General features: G+C 65.4%; 18 protein-coding genes. 3 read left to right on the forward strand and 15 right to left on the reverse strand.

Going from position 1 to position 18,875, the window contains the following annotated elements; translation table 11 throughout:
- The first annotated feature begins 20 nt into the window (after positions 1-20).
- Positions 21-509, forward strand: coding sequence for a hypothetical protein (locus AC5RTE_RS04835; protein ID WP_494040271.1), 489 nt, complete (start codon positions 21-23; stop codon positions 507-509).
- A 71-nt stretch (positions 510-580) separates the two neighbouring features.
- Here AC5RTE_RS04835 and AC5RTE_RS04840 read toward each other — a convergent pair whose 3' ends face one another.
- From AC5RTE_RS04840 to AC5RTE_RS04910, 15 genes are all read right to left on the reverse strand, one after another.
- On the reverse strand, positions 581-1,153 hold the full coding sequence (locus tag AC5RTE_RS04840; protein WP_494040272.1) for an MOSC domain-containing protein: 573 nt from the start codon (positions 1,151-1,153) through the stop codon (positions 581-583).
- A gap of 24 nt (positions 1,154-1,177) precedes the next feature.
- A complete protein-coding gene (locus tag AC5RTE_RS04845; RefSeq protein ID WP_494040273.1) occupies positions 1,178-3,580 on the reverse strand; it encodes an ATP-binding cassette domain-containing protein in 2,403 nt (800 codons plus the stop codon).
- Between the two features lie 83 nt (positions 3,581-3,663).
- Positions 3,664-4,083 carry a VOC family protein gene (locus tag AC5RTE_RS04850; RefSeq protein ID WP_494040274.1) on the reverse strand — a complete coding sequence of 140 codons (420 nt, stop codon included), beginning with the start codon at positions 4,081-4,083 and terminating at the stop codon, positions 3,664-3,666.
- A complete protein-coding gene (locus tag AC5RTE_RS04855) occupies positions 4,080-4,529 on the reverse strand; it encodes a helix-turn-helix transcriptional regulator (RefSeq protein ID WP_494040275.1) in 450 nt (149 codons plus the stop codon). The genes AC5RTE_RS04850 and AC5RTE_RS04855 overlap by 4 nt, the downstream gene beginning before the upstream one ends.
- A gap of 78 nt (positions 4,530-4,607) precedes the next feature.
- Entirely contained in the window at positions 4,608-5,600 is a 993-nt protein-coding gene (locus AC5RTE_RS04860) for a 3-hydroxyacyl-CoA dehydrogenase family protein (protein WP_494040276.1), read from the reverse strand.
- Positions 5,597-6,091 (reverse strand): ribose-5-phosphate isomerase, encoded by a 495-nt coding sequence (locus tag AC5RTE_RS04865; RefSeq protein WP_494040277.1) that lies wholly within the window; start codon positions 6,089-6,091, stop codon positions 5,597-5,599. Before AC5RTE_RS04865 ends, AC5RTE_RS04860 begins: the two co-directional genes overlap by 4 nt.
- Positions 6,088-7,872, reverse strand: a complete 1,785-nt coding sequence (locus tag AC5RTE_RS04870) for a dihydroxyacetone kinase family protein (RefSeq protein WP_494040278.1) — start codon at positions 7,870-7,872, stop codon at positions 6,088-6,090. Before AC5RTE_RS04870 ends, AC5RTE_RS04865 begins: the two co-directional genes overlap by 4 nt.
- 80 nt (positions 7,873-7,952) lie before the next feature.
- A complete protein-coding gene (locus AC5RTE_RS04875; RefSeq protein ID WP_494040279.1) occupies positions 7,953-8,954 on the reverse strand; it encodes a sugar phosphate isomerase/epimerase family protein in 1,002 nt (333 codons plus the stop codon).
- A 45-nt stretch (positions 8,955-8,999) separates the two neighbouring features.
- Entirely contained in the window at positions 9,000-10,127 is a 1,128-nt protein-coding gene (locus AC5RTE_RS04880) for a Gfo/Idh/MocA family protein (protein WP_494040280.1), read from the reverse strand.
- Complete coding sequence (locus AC5RTE_RS04885; RefSeq protein ID WP_494040281.1) at positions 10,112-10,810, reverse strand: ThuA domain-containing protein; 699 nt, start codon at positions 10,808-10,810, stop codon at positions 10,112-10,114. The genes AC5RTE_RS04880 and AC5RTE_RS04885 overlap by 16 nt, the downstream gene beginning before the upstream one ends.
- A gap of 52 nt (positions 10,811-10,862) precedes the next feature.
- Positions 10,863-11,867 carry a sugar phosphate isomerase/epimerase family protein gene (locus AC5RTE_RS04890; RefSeq protein ID WP_494040282.1) on the reverse strand — a complete coding sequence of 335 codons (1,005 nt, stop codon included), beginning with the start codon at positions 11,865-11,867 and terminating at the stop codon, positions 10,863-10,865.
- Positions 11,868-11,895: 28 nt separating this feature from the next.
- Positions 11,896-13,089 (reverse strand): Gfo/Idh/MocA family protein, encoded by a 1,194-nt coding sequence (locus tag AC5RTE_RS04895; protein WP_494040283.1) that lies wholly within the window; start codon positions 13,087-13,089, stop codon positions 11,896-11,898.
- A 29-nt stretch (positions 13,090-13,118) separates the two neighbouring features.
- On the reverse strand, positions 13,119-14,024 hold the full coding sequence (locus AC5RTE_RS04900) for a carbohydrate ABC transporter permease (protein ID WP_494040284.1): 906 nt from the start codon (positions 14,022-14,024) through the stop codon (positions 13,119-13,121).
- 1 nt (position 14,025) lies between these two features.
- Positions 14,026-14,964, reverse strand: coding sequence for a carbohydrate ABC transporter permease (locus tag AC5RTE_RS04905; RefSeq protein WP_494040285.1), 939 nt, complete (start codon positions 14,962-14,964; stop codon positions 14,026-14,028).
- Positions 14,961-16,289 carry an extracellular solute-binding protein gene (locus tag AC5RTE_RS04910; RefSeq protein ID WP_494040286.1) on the reverse strand — a complete coding sequence of 443 codons (1,329 nt, stop codon included), beginning with the start codon at positions 16,287-16,289 and terminating at the stop codon, positions 14,961-14,963. The genes AC5RTE_RS04905 and AC5RTE_RS04910 overlap by 4 nt, the downstream gene beginning before the upstream one ends.
- 244 nt (positions 16,290-16,533) lie before the next feature.
- Between AC5RTE_RS04910 and AC5RTE_RS04915 the strand changes: the two genes are divergently transcribed.
- Both AC5RTE_RS04915 and AC5RTE_RS04920 read left to right on the forward strand, forming a co-directional pair.
- Positions 16,534-17,589 carry a LacI family DNA-binding transcriptional regulator gene (locus AC5RTE_RS04915; protein ID WP_494040287.1) on the forward strand — a complete coding sequence of 352 codons (1,056 nt, stop codon included), beginning with the start codon at positions 16,534-16,536 and terminating at the stop codon, positions 17,587-17,589.
- A 10-nt stretch (positions 17,590-17,599) separates the two neighbouring features.
- The gene (locus AC5RTE_RS04920; RefSeq protein ID WP_494040288.1) at positions 17,600-18,787 is read left to right on the forward strand and encodes a mandelate racemase/muconate lactonizing enzyme family protein; all 1,188 of its coding nucleotides are present in this window, start codon (positions 17,600-17,602) and stop codon (positions 18,785-18,787) included.
- Positions 18,788-18,875: the final 88 nt, after the last annotated feature.

The following is an 18,875-nucleotide window of genomic DNA, read 5'->3' on the forward strand; positions in this document are numbered from 1 at the left end:
CATCACACCAAGGAGGCACCATGCGCACGGCAGGATCCACCACCGAAACCGAGCAGGTCCACCGTTTTTCCGAAAACCTCACGGCACATTTTGCCCGGGGTAAGGAATGGGCAACACCTGGCGTACAGGCCGCGCTGCAAAGAGCGGTGGCCGGACTGGATACCGGAAAAGAAACCGCCTCCCCACGGCTACAGGCGGTCCTGCGCCGGCTTGCCGACGAGGTTGCCGGTGGTGTGGAAACACTATCTCCACGGGTCCAGGAGCAATTGAAGCGTGTTGCACCGAAAGCCGCCGCGGCAGGGACCCTGGATCGGGTGGAAGCCCCGCGCCCGGCCCCACGGAAATGGTGGTGGGCAGGCGCGCTGCTGGGCATCCTTGCAGCAGGAGTTGCGGTTCGGCGCTCGTTGCAGGCGGCCGTCGAAGAGCCGGCGCCGTCGGTATCGGCACCGGAACGTGCCGGCGCCGATCCCGCAGCCGACGCAGCAGACCTTGCCGCAGGCCGGATATAGGCGCACGCAAAAGGCGTAACCCACAACCGGCTTGTTGCCCTGAGAAGCCATTCATGTCACCGTACCTCCGCTTACGGCAGCCTGCCCGGCCTTAGCAGGGTTGGCACGCCCGCCTGCGCGGGATCCAGTGCAACGGGACTGACCAGCACTGCCGGGCCGCGGTGAAGGATGCCGCCGGAGACTGCCCGGCAGCGGATTCCGCCCCTGCCCCGCATCGCGGCGTGGCCTCCCGGGGCGAGCACCTCGTTCATCCACGCACATGGGTGTGCGGGGCGCCCGCCGTGGAACTCCACCCGCGAGCCGCCGGATTCCAGCACGAAGTCCTGGCCCAGCAGCGGAGCCAGGTGTGCTCCCCGAAGGATGACATTCCGCCGGGTCGCCAACGGATCAAACGGTCCGGCACCCAGTTCCGCAGCCATCGCCTCTAAAGCCTCGACGGCGAACAGGGTCACCGCAGCGTCCATGTGGGCGGCTTTGCCGAAGAAGCGGTCGCCCGCAATGCCCTTGCCCGCCACCACTTCCGCCGTTTCGGCATCGGAAGTGGGCACATCAGCAGCACCGTCCCGTGCCCGGCCAAAGTAGGCGTGCGCCGGGGATACGAGCAGGTGCAGGATCTCGACGTCGTAGCGGTAGCTGTCGCTCATACCCCCACCGTAGGGCAGGCAGGCTCAGGCACTGACGTAGGCACCAAGGTGCTTGCCGGTGAGGGTTGAGGCGCCGGCCACAAGATCAGCCGGTGTGCCCTCGAAAACGATCCGCCCGCCGTCGTGCCCTGCTCCCGGACCCAGGTCGATGACCCAGTCGGCGTGCGCCATCACCGCCTGGTGGTGCTCGATGACGATCACTGACTTGCCCGAGTCCACCAGCCGGTCCAGCAGGCCCAGCAGGTTCTCCACGTCCGCCAGGTGCAGGCCGGTGGTGGGCTCATCGAGGACGTACACGTCGCCCTTCTCGGCCATCTGGGTGGCGAGCTTGAGGCGTTGGCGCTCGCCGCCCGAAAGCGTGGTCAGTGGCTGGCCCAGGCTCAGGTAGCCCAAACCCACGTCCTCAAGCCGGTCCAGGACAGTCCGGGCAGCCGGTGTCCTGGCATCGCCGTCGGCGAAGAAGGCGGCCGCCTCCGTGACGGACATTGCCAGCACGTCGGCGATGTTCTTGCCGCCAAGGGTGTATTCCAGCACTGACGCCTGGAAGCGGCGGCCCTCGCAGTCCTCGCACGGGGACTCCACGGTGGCCATCACGCCCAGTTCCGTGAAGATGACGCCGGCACCGTTGCAGGTGGGGCAGGCGCCCTCGGAGTTCGAGCTGAACAGCGCCGGCTTGACGCCGTTGGCCTTGGCGAATGCCTTGCGGATGGGCTCCAGCAGGCCGGTGTAGGTGGCGGGGTTGCTGCGGCGGGATCCACGGATGGCGCCCTGGTCGATCACCACCACACCGTCGCGCTGGGCCACCGAGCCGTGGATCAGGGAGCTCTTGCCCGAGCCGGCCACCCCGGTGACCACCGTGAGGACACCCAAGGGAATGTCGACGTCGACCCCCTGCAGGTTGTGCGTGGCCGCGCCCCGGACCTCCAGCGCGCCGGAGGCCTTCCTGACCGAGTCCTTCAGAGCTGCACGGTCGCCGAGGTGGCGTCCGGTGATGGTGTCACTGGCGCGAAGGCCTTCGACGCTGCCTTCGTAGCAGACCGTGCCACCCGCGCTGCCCGCCCCGGGACCGAGGTCAACGACGTGGTCGGCAATGGCGATGGTTTCCGGCTTGTGCTCCACCACGAGAACGGTGTTGCCCTTGTCCCGCAGCTGCAGCAGCAACTGGTTCATCCGCTCGATGTCGTGCGGGTGCAGCCCAATGGTCGGTTCGTCAAAGACGTAGGTGACGTCGGTGAGGGAGGACCCGAGGTGGCGGATCATCTTGGTGCGCTGGGCCTCGCCGCCGGAGAGGGTGCCGGCGGGCCGGTCGAGGCTGAGGTAGCCGAGGCCGATGTCCGAGAACGAGTCCAGCAGGTGCTGGAGGCCCTTGAGCAGGGGAGCAACGGACGGGTCCTTGAGGTCCCGTACCCACCCGGCGAGGTCGCTGATCTGCATCTGGCACAGCTCCGCGATGTTCTTGCCGTTGATCCGGGAGGACAGGGCCTGCCGGGTCAACCGGGTGCCTGCGCATTCGGGGCAGGTCTGGAAGGTCACAGCCCGCTCCACGAACCTGCGCACGTGCGGCTGCATCGCCTCGGGGTCCTTGGACAGCATGGATTTCTGGATTTTCGGGATGATCCCCTCGAAGGTCAGGTTGACGCCCTCCACCTTGATCTTGGTTGGCTCCGCGTACAGCATCGTGTCCAATTGCTTCGCGGTGAACTTCGAAATTGGCTTGTCCATGGGCAGCCCCATGCCCTCGAACAGCCGCCCGTACCAGCCGTCCATGGAGTAGCCCGGTACAAGCAGCGCACCCTCGCCAAGGGACTTGCCGTCGTCGTACAGCGCTGTCCGGTCGATGTCGCTGACGGCACCCATGCCCTCGCACCGCGGGCACATCCCGCCTAGGTAGACGGCCTGCTGGACAACGGCCTTCTCCACCCGCCCGCCCTTTTCCGTGGACATGACGCCGCTGGCCTTGCGGGTGGGAACGTTGAAGGAGTACGCCGTGGGCGGGCCGACGTAGGGCGAGCCCAGGCGGCTGAAGAGGATGCGGAGCATGGCGTTCGCGTCGGTGGCGGTGCCCACGGTGGAGCGCGGGTTGGCTCCCATGCGCTCCTGGTCCACGATGATCGCCGTCGTAAGCCCTTCCAGGAAGTCCACCTCGGGACGGGCCAGCGAGGGCATGAACCCCTGGACGAACGCGCTGTAGGTCTCGTTGATCATCCGCTGTGACTCTGCGGCGATGGTGGCGAACACCAGCGAGCTCTTGCCCGAGCCTGACACGCCCGTAAACACGGTGAGCCGGCGCTTCGGCAGCTCAACGCTGACGTCCTTGAGGTTGTTTTCCCGAGCACCCTGCACGCGGATGAGGTCGTGAGTGTCGGCAGGGTGCAGCCCGTTGGCCCGGGGGCCGGTGCTCGTGGCGGTGCTGGTGTCCGTGCTCATCGGGTCTCCATCTGTTGGGCTTCCTTGCCCGGGGGGACCACGCTCGCAGCCTCCCGGGCGTCGCTGGCTTACATCCTCCCAGTTCAGGGCTGCTGGTTAATCCGGACGGTGTTGCCTGCCGGGTCCCGGAAGGCGCAGTCGCGGATACCGTACGGCTGGTCCACCGGTTCCTGGACGACGTCGGCCCCCGACGATTCCACGTGGGCGAAGGCGGCGTCGACGTCCGGGGCGGAGAGGATGACGGTGGCGTAGGTGCCCTTGGCCATCATCTCGGCGATGACGCGGCGTTCGTCGTCGGTGATTCCGGGATCCACAGCCGGCGGGTACAGGACGATGGAGACGTCCGGCTGTCCCGCGGGACCTACGGTGATCCAGCGCATGGTGCCGCGGCCAACATCGTTGCGGACCTCGAAGCCAAGGGCGTCGCGGTAGAACGCCAGGGAGGCGTCAGGATCGGTGTGCGGGAGGAAACTTGAGCTGATGCTGATGTCCATGGCAGTCATGCTAGTTGCGGTTCCGGAACCGGTGCTTCTCGATTCCTGACCGGTCTTGTCACCTGTTTGGCCACACAGGCGGGAATGCCCGCCGTCGACACCGCTGCCTCCTGTTTGTAGGTGCTGGGCGGCATGCCCGCCAGCTCGGTGAAGCGGGTGCTGAACGTCCCCAGGGAGGAGCAGCCGACGGCGAAGCACACCTCCGTGACGGAAAGGTCGCCGCGGCGGAGCAGCGCCATGGCCCTTTCAATGCGCCGGGTCATGAGGTAGCTGTAGGGCGATTCCTGGTAGGCGAGCCGGAACCTGCGGCTGAGGTGCCCGGCGGACATGTGGACGCCCCGGGCCAGGGACTCGACGTCCAGCGGCTGCGCGTAGTCCCGGTCGATCCGGTCCTTGACCCGGCGAAGGTCCTTCAACTCGCGCAGGCGCGCATCGGAGACGGGGCTGGAGGTCACCTTTCCGATGGTGCTACTTGGCGGGGAAGCTGTCCAGAGGCGGGTATCCCGCCTCCGGAAGCATCGGTGGAAGCGTCCTTAGCTGATCGGCGCGCGGCCGAGCTCATCGAGGAGTTTCTGCATGGCCACGTAGGCCTTGTTGCGGTAGGCGATCAGCTCGGGCGTGCGGTCGGCCGGAACGTTGAGGAAGCCGGCGCCCGTCTTGGTGCCGAGCTTTCCGGCATCCACCAGGTCGCTGAGGATCTTCGGGGTGGCGAACCTTTCGGGGAAATCCTTTTGCAGGGACGTGTAGCAGAAGTTGTACACGTCCAGCCCGGCCATGTCCGCAATGGCGAACGGCCCGAAAAACGGCAGCCGGAAGCCAAAGGTGGTGCGGACCAGGGTGTCCACGTCGTCCGCCGTCACGATTCCCTGCTCAACAAGCTGCGCGGCTTCGTGGAAGAGCGCGTACTGCAGGCGGTTGAGCACGAACCCGGTGACGTCCTTCACCACGGCGGTTTGTTTGCCTGCCGCGTGGACCAGTTCGCGGACAGTGCCCACGGTGGCGGCCGATGTGCCGGCGTGGGGAATGATTTCCACGCCGGGGATGAACGGCGAGGGGTTGGAGAAGTGGACACCGAGGAACCGTTCAGGGTTGGAGACCGGCCCGGACAATTCTGCAATGGAGATGGTGGAGGTGTTGGAGCCGATGATGGCGCCCGGCCGGGCGGCGGCGCTGATGCGGGCCAGCGTCTGGTGCTTGATGGTGATGACCTCGGGAACGGCCTCCTCGATGAAGTCCGCGTCCGCCACAGCTTCCTCGATGTCCTTGGCGGCCCAGAGGTTCTGCTTCAGGATTTCCGTGGAGCCGGCGGGAAACAGGCCGTCGGCCACGAACTGGTCGGACTCCACGAGGAGGCGGTCATAGTTGCTTTCGGCTACCTCCGCGGACACGTCGGCGAGAGCCACGCGCGCTCCGCCCAGGGCGAGGACCTGGGCGATCCCGCCGCCCATGTAGCCGGAGCCGACGACGGCAATTTTCCTGCCGCCGTTGGCGTCAACAGGGTTGGAGGTGCTTGCTGGTCCGGTCATGATGAGGCTGCCTTCGTGTAGTCGGGCTCGTAGGAGCAGATGACGTCCACCTTCGCGGCGGACGCTGAGTTTTCGTCAAAGCGGTAGCCGAGCCAGTCGCCCACCAGTTTCTTGGCCAGTTCCAGGCCGATGACGCGCTGGCCCAAGGCGAGGACCTGCGCGTTGTTGCTCAGCACCGAGCGCTCCACGGAGTAGGCGTCGTGGGCTGTGACTGCACGGATGCCGGGGACCTTGTTGGCTGCGATGGCCACGCCCAGTCCCGTGCCGCAGATCAGCAGGGCCCGGTCGGCCTGGCCCTCGGCCACTTTGCGGGCGGCGTCGACGGCGACGTGCGGGTAGGCGGTAGTGTCGCCGGCACCAACACCGACATCCACAACGGATACAACGCGGCTGTCAGCTTCGAGCAGCGCCTTGAGCGCTTCCTTGTATTCGACGCCGGCCTCGTCGTTTCCGATGACGATGCGCCATCCTGCTCCGGTAACCGTGGTCATGACTGTGCTCCATTTCCGGCCACCAATGCAGCCACCCTGGGATAGGGCAGGGGCCCTGAGGAATCGAAGTAATCAGAAACCCGCGTCGCGATGAGGGCAAAGGACACCGCTCCGGGATCCGGGTGGCCCAGGCTCTTTTCGGCCAGCGGCCGAGCCCTCCCCTTCCGCGGGCGCAGGGATGCGGTGGCATCGGCTGCTTGGCGGGCGGCGGTCACGGCGGAGGCCATGGCCCCGGTCGCCGTTGCCCCGTCGTCCACTGCCGCCACGAAGGCGTCCCGGAAGGGAAGCAACGCATCCACCATTGTTTTGTCGCCCATATCAGCCTTGCCCAGGCTGGTGACGGCGTCCACGAAGGCGGTCACGGCGGCCGCCGCGTCCCCACCGTTGTATGCGTGTTTGTTGCCGAGCGCCCGCCCGGCTGCCTGCAGCGCGGATCCCCAGAGTGCCCCGGACGTTCCGCCTGCGCGTTCGCTCCAGGCTTCCCCGGCTGCGGCCAGCACCCGCTGCACGGAAGCGTCGGCAGCCGTGGCGTCCCGGGCGGCTGCCGCTGCCGCTTCCGCGCCGCGCCGCATGCCGATGCCGTGGTCGCCGTCGCCGGCTATGGCGTCCAGCCTGCCCAGTTCGGTTTCGTGATGGACGACGGCGCCCCGCACCTGGGCGAGGACCGCGGCTGCCAGCCGGCCCAGGTCAGCCGCTGCCGCCGTCGTTTCTTCCGCTTCAGCAGGCGGCGCGCCCTCGGGTTCTGCCGGATCCAGGGCCCGCCGTGCCCGGCGTTCAGGCCCGGCCATGCTGCCTTTGCGGTATCCGGGAGTATCCGCCGGGGCGCACCAGTAGCGTTCCAGTTCGGTGTCCAGCCACAGCAGCGTGAGGGACAGCCCGGACATGTCCAGGCTGGTGACCAGCTCACCGCATTCCGGTTCCACGATGGTCAGGCCAGCTGCGGTGAGGAGCTTCTCCACCTTGCCGAACAGCAGGAACAGTTCTTCATACTTCACCCTCCCCAGGCCGTTGAGGATTACCGCCACCCGGTCCCCGGCATCATCGGGCTTGTCCTTCAGCAGGCGGGAGACGAGCAGATCGGCGAGTTCGGACGCCGTGGGCAGAGGATGCTCGGAAATTCCCGGCTCGCCGTGGATGCCCAGGCCCAGGGACATCTGGCCGGCTGGGACGTGGAACAGCGGCTCGGCGGCGCCGGGAAGGGTGCAGCCGTCGAAGGCCACACCGAGGGTGCGGGTCCGGTAGTTGGCGAGGACAGCCAGCCGTTCGACGTCGTCCAGTTCCAGTCCCGCTTCGGCCGCTGCGCCGGCGACCTTGAAGACCGTCAGGTCGCCGGCAATCCCGCGGCGCTTATCGATTTCATCGAGGGGAGCGCTCGCGATGTCGTCCGTGGCCAGGACAGTGCGGGTCTGAATGCCTTCGGCGTTGAGCCGCTGCTGTGCCTCGCCGAAATGGATTACGTCCCCGGCGTAGTTGCCGTAGCTCAGCAGGACCCCGCCGCCGGCGCTCGCGGCCTTGGCCACCCGGTACACCTGCCCGGCGGACGGCGAGGTGAAGATGTTGCCGCAGACGGCACCGGCAGCCAGGCCCGGACCCACCAGGCCGGCGAAGGCGGGATAGTGGCCGGAGCCGCCACCCACCACCACCGCCACCTGGCCCGCAGGCAACTCGGTGGAGCGGACCACCCCGCCGTCCACCCGGGCAACGTGGGCGCGGTTGACGGCCACAAAGCCGTCCAGCGCCTCGTCCACGAAGTCGGCCGGGTTGTCGAAAATCTGGGTCATGGTTTCCTCAATGCATCCTTGCTGCTGGAAAAGTCGTGCCCTCAGCGGGCGCGCCCTGTTGCCTGACGCCGTTGGCGCCGTTACACCCTGGCGAGATCCGCCGTCGGCTGTTGCCGCCCCTGTGCAACCTGGCTCTCGCCGAGCGCGTAGCCCTCCCTCTTGGGAAGGACGTGCCGGCGAAGGTAATCCTGGTTGCCGGCTGCAACGCTCAGGCCGTCTCCGCCGTAGTGCTCGGTGCAGAGAATGCCCTGGAAGCCCACTGACAGGGCCACTTTGAACGCCTCCCGGTAATTGATGAGGCCGCTTTGCATCGGAGCCGGCATAGTGGCATACATATCCCGGGCCACGTCCTCGTCGCGGTAGTAGTTCTTCATGTGCCAGTAGTTGGAGAAGGGCAGGGTCCTGGCTACGAGCTCACGCCAGTCCTCGACTGGCCGGTGGAGCCGGATCAGGTTCCCGAGATCCGGGTTGAGTCCCACGTTCGACAGTCCGATGTCCTGGACCAGCCTCACCGAGGAGTCGGCGGTGCCGAGGTAGGTGTCCTCGTACATTTCGAGCGAGAGCAGGACCCCCACCTCTGCGGCATGCGTGCCGAGTTCACGCAGGCGGGCCACGGCGTTGCCCCACGTTTCCTTGTCAGCCGCCGGGTCCTTGTGGCCCTCGACAGTCCAGAACCACAGCTGTTTTTGCTGCTCGGGCGTGATGGCCTGGTGCAGGCCGACGGAGACGACCTCGCAGCCGAGCTCTGCAGCCGCGTCAATGGTGCGGTGGCTGTAGGCCAGGTTGGCTTCCCAGTTGGCTTCATCTATTACGCTGCGGCGAATGGCGGAGATGGCCGGAAGGCCAATTCCAACGTCCTCCGCGGTCTGCTTGAATTCGGCGAGGCGGTACTTGCTGAGGTCACCGGGACGGACCCAGCTGTCCGTCAGGTCCGCGTTCGCGAAACCGGCGTCCCTGACCTCGGTAAGTGCCTCGGCCCAGGCGGACGGATCGGCGTCATTGATGTGTGTTCCTTGGCCGGTGGTGCCCGGGAATGGCAGCATCGCCGCAGCGATGGGCCAATTGGCGGCTGTGTAGGCCATAGATGCTCCGATGTCTGAAGAGGGAAACGCCTTATGCAGCGGCGCCTAGGACGCGGCTTCCTGGGCCTGGAGCTCGTCCAGGTTGCCGGTCAGGACGGTCAGCTCCACGCTCTCCGGCCGCTCTGCTGTGCTGCTGATTGCCACCGCAGCGCCTGTGCGTGCCGATTCGAGGACTGATTCCATGACCTCAAGCGCGTGGTAGGCCAGAGTGCCGCCCGGGCGCGGCTCGGCGCCCGGAGCGGTGGAGGCAAGGTCGGCGATGCCGAAACCGCGGCCGGCGTCGACATAACCGGCCGACACGGGAAGGGTCTCCCAGTCGTCCGCACCCAGGGAGAACAGCTGGACCTCGCCGTCGAAGTGGTTGGGGTCCGGCACCACCAGTGACCCGCGTTCGCCGTGGATCTCGATGTTGGGGGACTTGGACTTGACGGCGTCGAAGCTCATGAAGAGGGTGGAGAGCGCGCCGGAGGAGTGGGTCAGGACGCCGGTGACGTGGGAATCGATGTCTACGGGGACCTTCTCGCCCTGCCGGGGTCCGGAGCCGATGGTGCGTTCGCTGCGGGTGTGGCTTGCGGCGCCGATGACCGAGACCACCGGGCCCAGCAGGGTAACGAGTGCGGTGACGTAGTAAGGGCCCATGTCCAGGAGCGGGCCCCCGCCGGGCTGGTAGTAGAAGTCCGGATTCGGGTGCCAGCGCTCGTGTCCGGGCGTCACCATGGTGGCGGAGGCGGAAATTGGTGCCCCGATCAGTCCGTCGTCAATGGCTTTGCGGGCGGTTTGAATGCCGGTGCCCAGGACAGTGTCGGGCGCGCAGCCGACGGCGACTCCTGCCTCCCGTGCTGCCTCCAGCACCTGGCGTGCCTCGGCAGTTGTGGCGGCAAGGGGCTTCTCGCCGTAGACGCTTTTGCCCGCGGCGATTGCCTTAAGCGCCACTTCGGCGTGTGCGGCCGGGATAGTGAGGTTCAGGACCAGTTCGACGTCGTCGGCGGTGAGGAGCTCTTCTACACTGACGGCGCGGACGCCCTCGTACTGCTCGGCGACGGCCTGGGCACGCGCCGGATCGAGGTCCGCCACGGCCACCAGTTCGATGTCATTGAGCTTGCGGAAATTGGTGAGGTACTGCGCAATGATGGCTCCGCAGCCAACGATGCCTACTTTCAACGGCTTGCCCACAGCAGGCCCCTTTCAATGATGGTGCGGACGCTCCCGTCCTGGAGGATTTCCACCCGGTGGCCGGGGGTCGCAACGAAGATGCGGCCTTTGCCCCACTGACGGGTCCAAATGGCGGGAGAGGTGACTTCGCGGTTCCACGGGTCCCACTCGCGGACCTTCTGGGTGGTGGTGGCCAGCACGTCGATGTAGTCGTCAGAAAGCACCCAGTACTGCTCGGTCACGAGGTCAAAGTCGGAGAGGCCCTTGGTGATGGGATGCCCGGCCGCGGCAGGCAGCATGTTCACCGTGTAAGGCACGTAGTTATCCGACTGTTCGCCGGTGCACTCGTCCGGGTGCTTGCCCGGGTGGCAGGCGAACTGGCCCCCGATCAGGTGCAGGTAGTCAGAGTTGTTCCGATAGGAATCGGCGATGCCCCCGTGCCAGCCCGCCAGGCCGGTACCGTTTTCAACTGCGGTGCGCAGCCCGGCGAATTCGTCCTTTTCAATGGTGGTCATGGTCATGCACTGCATGATCAGGTCCACCCCTGCCATGTATTCGGCGTCGGCGTACACCTTGGGGGACTCCTCCACGCGGACGTCGTAGCCGTTGTCCTTGAGGTAGGGGATGAAGAGTTCGGTGGCCTCGTACGGTTGGTGCCCGTCCCAGCCGCCGCGGACCACCAGGGCGTTCTTGCGTTCTGTCATGTGAGCTTTCCTTTTGTTTGGCTGCCGGCCGGTAGGGGCCGGAAAATCTGGGTCAGTGGTTGGCGAAGGCCGCATCGAAGGCGGCTGCGGGCGGGGCGATCCGGGCAAGTTCCTGCACCATCGCCAGAGCCTGCGGTGCGCCAATGAGGCGGTCCATTCCGGCGTCCTCCCACTCGATGCTGATGGGGCCGCTGTAGCCGATGGCGTTCAGGGTCCGGAAGATCCGGTTCCACTGCACGTCGCCGTGTCCTGCGGTGACGAAGTCCCAGCCGCGGCGGGGATCTGCCCAGGCAAGGTGGGAACCCAGGCGTCCGTTGCGGCCGTCAAGCTGCCGGACGGATTCCTTTACGTGGACGTGGAGGATGTGCTCCGCGAAGTCCTGCAGGAACATCACCGGGTCCAGGTCCTGCCAAATGAAGTGGGACGGGTCGAAGTTCAGGCCGAAACTCTTTCGGTGCCCGATGGCCTCCAGGGTGCGCTTGGCAGTCCAGTAGTCGTAGGCGATTTCGGATGGGTGGACCTCCAGGGCGAAACGGACGCCTTCCTGCTCAAAGACGTCCAGAATCGGGTTCCAGCGGTCGGCGAAGTCCTGGTAGCCGGCGTCGATCATTGACTCGGGGGCGGGCGGGAACATGGCGACCGCCTTCCAGATGGAAGAGCCGGTAAAACCTGTCACGGTCTTCACCCCGAGGCGGGCCGCAGCCCGCGCGGTGTCCTTCATCGATTCGGCGGCCCGGCGGCGCACTCCTTCTGCTTCACCGTCGCCCCAGATTTCCGCTGACAGGATGCCCTGGTGGCGTTCGTCGATGGGGTCATCGCACACAGCCTGCCCGGTGAGGTGGTTGGCGATCGCGAAGACCTGGAGGTGGTTCTTTTCCAGGATGTCCAGCCGGCCCTGGAGGTAGTTATCGTCCTCCGCGGCGCGGCGCGGGTCCAGGTGGTCGCCCCAGCAGGCGATCTCCAGCCCGTCGAAGCCCCACTCTCCGGCGAGCCGGGCCACCTCCTCAAAGGGAAGGTCAGCCCACTGGCCGGTAAAGAGGGTGATGGGTCGTGTCATTGGGGTTCCTTGTCCTGTCCGCATGTTCCTAGACCTTTTGCCATTGGCTGGAGTTCGAGGCACTGGACTCCACGGCGGCCAGTACCCGCTGGACCTGCAGTGCGTCCGCGAAGGATGGTTCGGGCTGGCGGCCTTCGCCGATCGCGGTCACGAGGTCCACTACCTGGTGCGTGAAGCCGTGCTCGTAGCCAAGGCCGTGGCCGGTTGGCCACCAGTTGCCGACGTAAGGGTGCTCCGGCTCGGTGACAAAGATCCGGCGGAAGCCGGCGTCGGGGGACTCGGCTGCGTCGTAGAAGGACAGGACGTTCATGTCTTCGAAGTCGAAGGCGAGGGAGCCTTTGGTGCCGTTGATTTCCAGGCGCATGGCGTTTTTCCGGCCCAGCGCGTAGCGGGTGGCCTCGAAGACTCCGACGGCGCCGCTGGAGGTACCGCCGCCGTCGAACTTTGCGCTGAAGATCGCCGCGTCGTCAACTGTGACCGTACCGCGGGGTGCGTCGCTGCTGAGGTCACCGTGTCCACCGAGGCCGATCATGTCACCGGCCAGCGGGCGTTCCGGGACAAAGGTTTCGAGCAGTGCGGAGACGCCGGTGATGCTCTGCCCGGTGACCCACTGGGCGGCGTCGATGCTGTGCGCCCCGATGTCGCCAAGGGAGCCGGACCCGGACTTGTCCTTGTCCAGCCGCCAGGTCATGGGGGCGTTCTCGTCGGAGAGCCAGTCCTGCAGATACTGTGCCCGGACGTGCCGGAGGTTGCCCAGCCTGCCCTGTTCCACGAACCGCTTGGCCAGGGCGAGGGCCGGAGTCCGGCGGTAACTGAAGCCGCACATCGAGAAGACGCCCTGCTTGGCGGCGGTATCCGCGGCGAGGGTCATCCGTTCCGCTTCCTCCACGGAGTTCGCGAGGGGTTTTTCGCACAGCACATGCTTTCCGGCCTCAAGGGCGGCGATCGCGATGTCGGCGTGGGTGTCGCCGGGGGTGCAAATGTCGATCAGGTCGATGTCGTCGCGCTCAATCAGCCGGCGCCAGTCGGTCTCTGTCGAATCCCAGCCAAATTTGGCTGCTGCGGCCTGCACGCCGTCGGCGTTCCGCCCGGCGACGGCGGTGAGCAGGGGTTGCAGCGGCAGGTCGAAGAACCGTGGTGCGGTGCGCCAGGCGTGGGAGTGGGCGGCGCCCATAAATGCGTAGCCGACCATGCCGACCCGCAGGGGTTTTGCGGTGGTCATGCGAGTTTCCTTTCGTGGAGATCCTGGCGTTACTTGCTGAAGCCCGCGGTGAGGCCGGCAAGCAACTGGCGTCGGCCGATGACGTAGAGCACGAGGATCGGCAGGGTGCTGAGCACCACCGAGGCGAGAACGGCAGGGATGTTGACGCTGTATTCGCCCTGGAAGGTCCACAGAGCCAGGGGCAGTACGCGCAGGCCGGGGCTCTGGGTGAGGACCAGCGGAAGCAGGAACCCGTTCCAGACGTGCAGGCCGTTATAGATGGCAACGGTCACGATCGCGGGGCGGGTCAGCGGCAAGGCAAGCCGCCACATTGTTTGCCACTCGCTGCAGCCGTCCAGCCGCATCGACTCAAACAACTCGTTTGGAACGTCCCGGATGAAGTTGGACAGGATCAGTACGGTCAGCGGGATGGCAAAGGCAATGGACGGCAGCATGAGCGCCAGCAGGCTGTCATACAGGTTGAGGCGGATGATCATCAGGTAGATCGGGATGATCGTCGCCTGGAGCGGGATCGCCAGCCCCATCAGGAACATGCCGTTGACCAGCTTGAGGAACCTGCCCTGGCCCCGGACAATGGCGAATGCGGCCATGAAGGAAACCAGTACCGTGGGGATGACAGCACCGAGGGTGACGATAGTGCTGTTCATGAAGTACTTCGTGAAGTCGGCCTCAAGGACCAGTTGATAGTTTTCCAGCGTGGGTGAGGTGGGAAGCGCCAGCGGATTCTGGCCGAAGTAGCCTTCCTGCGTCTTCAGGCTGGTAATGACCACGTAGTAGACCGGAATGATGATAACGGCGAGCCAGATCCAGCCGCCCAGGCCTGCGGGGATGTTCAGCCGCCTCATCCGGGAACCGAAGCCGCGCTTGGCGGGGGCGGGGTTGGCCGGGGAGCCGGCGGGAGTTTCCTCCGTGCTGCTTTTCAGGACGGTGCTCACCCTACATACCTTCCAATTGGCTGCCCTGCTTGTCCTTGCCTCCAAGGCGCTGGAGGAGCAAGGCAAGAGCAAGGCCGATGAGTACGAGAATGACGGCGATCACGCTTGCCGGACCCATCAGGTTGGCCCGGAACCCCCGCAGATACATGTCAAGGGCCAGGATCCGGGTGGAGTTTCCCGGACCGCCGCCGGTCAGGACGAAGATCAGGTCGAAGTACGTCAGCGATCCAACCACCATCAGGGTGGAGGACGTGATGATGGTGTACTTCAGCTGGGGGAGCGTGATGTGGAAGAACTGCTTGATGGTTCCTGCTCCGTCGATCTCTGCCGCTTCATAGAGCGATTTGGGGATCTGGCGAACGCCGCCCTGGTAAATGAGCGTATGGAACGGCACGAACTGCCAGGCAATGACGAAGATGACCAAACCGAGGGCCAGATGCGGTACACCGAGCCAGTCCTGGGCAAGGAAAGGCAGTCCCAGCCCGGTGGCCAGCCCGAAGTTGGGGTCCAGCAGGGCCTTGAAGGCGATGGCGACTGCTGCCGAGGAGAGCAGCAGAGGCAGGAAGTACAGCACCGCGAGGGCGGCCCGGTAGCGCTGGCTTCCCGCCGTGAAGACTCCGAGGAGGAGGCTGATCGGAGTCTGGACGAGCCAGGAGGCGATCATGATCAGGAAGGTCAGTCCCAGAGCGTTGTACAGGCCCGGGTCGGCGAGCACGGAGAACCAGTTGTCAGTGCCCGCTGCCCCGATGGCGCCGATGCCGTCCCAGCTGGAGAAGCTGAGGATGAGGACACCCGCCAGGGGCACAACAGCGAAGACGAGGAAGAAGACCAGAGCCGGCAGAGTCAGCCACGCGAGTGCGGCATTCCGCTGCCCGCTTTGCCCGCCTTCGACCTTGCCGCGGGCGGCAGTCTTGGGAGCGGTGGAGACGGCGTTACTCATTTTCCGAGGGTGGCATTCATGTTCTCGGCGAACTGCTGCGGCGTGATCGACTTCAGGAACAGCTGGTCGATGTTGTTCAACAGTGCTTCGGCGGCGGTGGGGCTCAGCGCCTGGTCCCAGGACTGCTGGAAGTTCGGGGCGTTCTTGGCCAGGTCGTAGACGAAGTTCAGGAAGTCCTTGTCAGGAGAGGCGTCGAGCTTGTCCTCGATGCCGTTGACGATGGGAACCGACCCGGAATTGATATAGGTGTCAATCACCGTTTCGGTCAGGATGCCGTCCTTGAAGAACTTCTTAGCGGTCTCCTTTTCCTGGTCCGTGGCTTTTGAGGAGATCGACATGTACTGGGCGGGGTTTCCCACGCCGTTCTTGGGGTCGCCCTTGCCGCCGGCAACGGTGGGGAACTGGATGAAGCCGAGTTTGCCGTCCTGGACGAAGTTCTGGCCGCCCTTCTTCATGGCGCCGTAAGTCCAGGAACCATGCAGCATCATGGCTGCCTTGCCCGTGAACAGGAGCGCCTGGTCCGCGTTGGAGTCCGCGGCAATGGAGGAGAAACCCTTGATGAAGCCCTCTGCGGAGACGAGCTCCTGGATCTTTGTGCCGGTCTCGATGACTGCCGGGTCCATCCACGCATTGGGTTTGCCTTCGAAGATGGCCGTGAACACCTCGGATCCGCCGATCCGGTCGAGCAGGTATTCCAGCCACATCATGGAGGTCCAGCGGGACTGTCCACCGAGGGCGAAGGGTGCCACGCCCATGTCGTTGAACGTCTTCACCAGCGACATAACGTCGTCCCAGGTCTTCGGCGGCTGGGCGCCTGCCTTCTCGAACAGTTCCTTGTTGTAAAACAGGACAATCGGGGCGACGTACTGGTTGGGCAGGGCATAGATCTTGTCATTGACCGTGGCTGCACCGAATACCGACGGGAAGAACTTGTCCTTCAGTTCCGGATTCTCTTCAAACCAGCTGGTCAGATCCTCCACCTGGTTTGCCTCTGCATACGTCTTCAAGGTGCCGCCGCCCCAGCCGTAGATGATGGTGGGTGCCTGGCCGGCGCCGATGGCGGTTTTGATCTTTGTTTTGTAGGCGTCGTTCTGGAAATACGTGACTGCGATCTTGTTGTCCGGGTTCGCCGAACCGAAGGCGTCGACAGCTTTCTGCATGGTGGTCTGGTTCGGTTCACCCGACAGGTACCACATGCTGGCGCCCCCGCCTCCGCTGGAGGTACCTGGTCCCGACGTCCCGCAGGCAGTGGCCGTCATGGCCGCGAAGGGGGTCAGGGCAGCAAGGGCGAGGAAAGAACGGCGGGAGGTCTGGGGCTGCTTCATTGCTTCTCCATCTGGAAATTTGCTTCTTTGCAAGTATCGGAGCCACTGCTCCGCTCCACGTTTCGAAATGTTTCGAACTTGTGGTTTAGATCACTTTCTAAACTAAAGCGGCTTAATCCTGTGCGGTCAAGAGGTACCTTGCACAATTTTTTGTCAACCTTCGCGCTTCAAAACCTTTCCTTGACGTTGGATGGGGGTGCCGACAGAATGAGATTTCCGAAACATTCGAAAGATTGCGATCGCCATGACAACGAAAACGCCTCCGCGGACCAAGCCCACGCTCGCCTCCGTGGCGCGGCAGGCCGGCGTCTCGGCTCCCACAGTGTCCAAAGTGGTGAACGGCCGTGAAGATGTTGCCCCGGAAACCCGGGCCCGGATCCTCGCAGTGCTGGAGCAGTCCGGATACCAGTCGCCCCAGCTGCGGCGCTCCGCTGCGGAGGCCGGGACTGTTGTCGAAGTGGTGATCGATGTACTCGATTCCGCCTACATGATCGAGGTCCTCAACGGAATACTTCAGTTCGCTGCCGCTGCCGACGTGGAGATCCTGGTCAGCGTCACTGGCCCTGGACCCTCCAGCCTTCCCAGCCCCGAGCGGCGCGCACAGCGCATGCTGGACGAGGGGCGGGCGGGGATGATCGTGGTGACTTCCGCGTTCAGCGAAGCACAGCTGCAGGCCTTCCGGCGCCGAAAAATCCCCGTCGTCGTCATCGATCCACTCAACCCGCCGTCCGCGGATGTGGTCAGCGTAGGGGCCACGAACTGGGCCGGCGGTAAGGCCGCCACCGAACACCTGCTGGACCTGGGGCACCGCCGGATCGCGTACATCGGCGGAATCGAGAACGCGGAGTGCAACCAGGCGCGGCTCCATGGGTACATGGCGGCCCTGATGGCCCGCGGCGTCGCGGTGGAACCCCGGTTCATCGTTTCAGGAGGCAGGTTCCGGCGGGAGAGCGGTATTGCCGGGTTCCAGGAGCTGCTCAAGCTCGACCCGCTTCCCACGGCGATTTTTGCCGGGAGCGACACCATCGCATTGGGAGTGCTCAGCGAAGCGGGCCGCCATGGCGTCAGGATTCCGGAGGACATCAGCCTGATCGGCTTTGACGGAACCAAGCAGGGCGCCGAATCCGTCCCCTCGCTCAGTTCCGTGGCCCAGCCCCTGGAGGAAATGGGGCGCGCGGCGCTGCGGTCAGTCCTGCGCCAGGCCGATGGCGAATTCCCCGATTCCCATCGGGTGGAACTTGCTACCCACCTCATTGTCCGCGACTCCACGGCTCCCCCCGCAGTCGCTGAAGAGAAATGAAGCCGCAGCGATGAAAATCACCAACCTGGACACCGTCGTCGTCGATTTCTACCGGACAAACCTCATTTTCGTCCGGCTCAGCACGGATGCCGGCATCACCGGCGTCGCTGAGGCAACCCTCGAAGGCCAGGAGCACGCGGTCCGCGGCGCCGTCGAAATCCTTGCCGGCGCTGTTCGCGGCAAGGATCCCACACGGATCGCCCGGAACATCTACGAACTTAACCGCGACGCCTACTGGCGGGGCGGGCCCGTGACCACGACCGCGCTCAGTGCCCTGGAAATGGCCATGTGGGACGTTTCGGCGCGGGCTCTCGGCGTCCCGGTCCACCGCATGCTCGGCGGCCAGGTCCGCGACAGAGTCCGCGCCTACGCAAATGGCTGGTTCTCGGGCGCCAATACACCCGAGGACTTCGCGGACGCCGCCGTCCGGACAGTCGCCCAGGGCTTCCGCGGGCTCAAATGGGACCCGTTTGAAGCAGCCGACCTCACACTTGAGCCGAGGGACCTGCGGCGCATGCTCGAGCCCGTCGCTGCCGTCCGCGAAGCAGTAGGCGACGATATCGAGCTGTTCATCGAAGGACACGGCCGCTTCGATGTCCCCACAGCCATCCGGGTGGCCCGTGAAATCGAGCAGTTCCAGCCCGTGTTCTTCGAAGAACCCTGCCCGCCGGACGGAATCGATGCCCTCATCGAGGTGCGCTCCAAATCGCCGGTACCGATCGCAGCGGGGGAGCGCTGGTTCGGGCGTAACACCTTCGTCCCGGTCCTGGCACGGAACGCCGTTGACTACATCCAGCCGGACGTCACGCACGCCGGCGGCCTGCTGGAACTGTCGTTCATCTCCACGCTCGCCGCGGCACACTACATCCCATTCGCCCCACACAACCCGAGCGGACCCCTCAGTACCGCGGCAACGCTCCAGCTCGGAGCGATGCTGCCCAACTTCCGGTACCTGGAAATCATGGCCTCGGACGTGCCGTGGCGGAGCGAGATCTCCAACGAGCGCCTCCAGTTGACCGAGGACGGCGACATCCTCATTCCCGACGGCGTGGGGCTGGGCATCGAACTCGACTACGACGCGATCGCCGAGCACCCCTACACGCCGCATCCGATGCGCATTTTTCACGACGCAGTGGCAGACATTCGACCGCCGGATGCCCGCTCCTACTTCAACCTGGACACGGTGCCCGCAATCTGAGCGAAGGGAGGTCCGGGGCCGCCTTGGCGCCCCCCCGGCGCTCCTTGGCCACAATCCGTGGAGGTTTCGACGGCAGCTCTGTGCAGGC

It is taken from the genome of Arthrobacter sp. K41 (genome assembly GCF_059089645.1).